A 940-nucleotide genomic window follows, 5' to 3' on the forward strand; every position below is an offset into this window, starting at 1 on the left:
AACGTCGGAAATGATCCGGTTCATCGATGAATACCGGAATCGTTTCTCTGTCGAGTTCATCTGTAAGACGTTGAAGAATAACCGCACTGGTGGGTTTATCACCTCGCGTGGGTATCGCCAGTCCAAGGCCCGTGGGTTAAGTGCTCGTCGCCTTCGTGATGCTGTGCTGGTTGAACGCATTAGTGCTATTCATCGGGATAATTACGGTGTCTACGGTGTACGGAAAATGTGGCATGCTCTCCGCCGTGACGGAATTGATATCGGTCGTGAACAAACTGCCCGTTTAATGCGCCTGGCCGGTGTTTCTGGCAAAGGCAAAGGTGGATCACCAATCACAACCCGTAAGCCTAACGTGCCTGATCTGCGCCCAGACTTGGTGGAGCGTGAATTCAAAGCCCAAGGGCCGAACAAACTGTGGGTGGCTGACATTACGTATGTGCACACGAAGAACGGCTTTGTGTATGCCGCGTTTGTCACCGACGTTTACTCCCGACGGATCGTTGGGTGGGCGTTATCAGATTCTATGCGTACCGAAGCTTTGCCGCTGCAAGCTCTCAATCAGGCGATCGTGTGTGCTGAGGAAACAACAGGTCTCATTCATCATTCGGATCACGGCTCGCAGTACGTCAGCGTTGTCTACAACGAGCGCCTTGCCCAGCACGGGATTGCCGCTTCTACTGGAACAGTTGGCGACTCCTATGACAATGCTCTGGCTGAAAACGTTAACGGCTCCTTCAAGAACGAGCTAATCCATACTCGCAGGTGGAATGACGTTGTCGAGGTAGAAATCGCGACGTTCGAGTGGGTCTCATGGTGGAACGAGACCAGGCTCCACCAAAGCTTGGGGTACCGAACCCCGGTCGAGGTGGAAACCGAATTTTGGAAGCAGAACCCGCCGCAAGTGATAATAGAAATCAAGGCAAATGCCTAGGAACAAAAC

1 protein-coding gene is annotated in these 940 nt (G+C 52.4%); it reads left to right on the plus strand.

Going from position 1 to position 940, the window contains the following annotated elements; translation table 11 throughout:
- On the plus strand, nt 1-931 hold a 931-nt coding region (locus tag HMPREF2896_RS11425), incomplete at its 5' end, for an IS3 family transposase (RefSeq protein ID WP_141754790.1).
- Nucleotides 932-940 lie beyond the last annotated feature (9 nt).

This window comes from Corynebacterium sp. HMSC069E04 (genome assembly GCF_001813175.1).
Classification (GTDB): domain Bacteria; phylum Actinomycetota; class Actinomycetes; order Mycobacteriales; family Mycobacteriaceae; genus Corynebacterium; species Corynebacterium aurimucosum.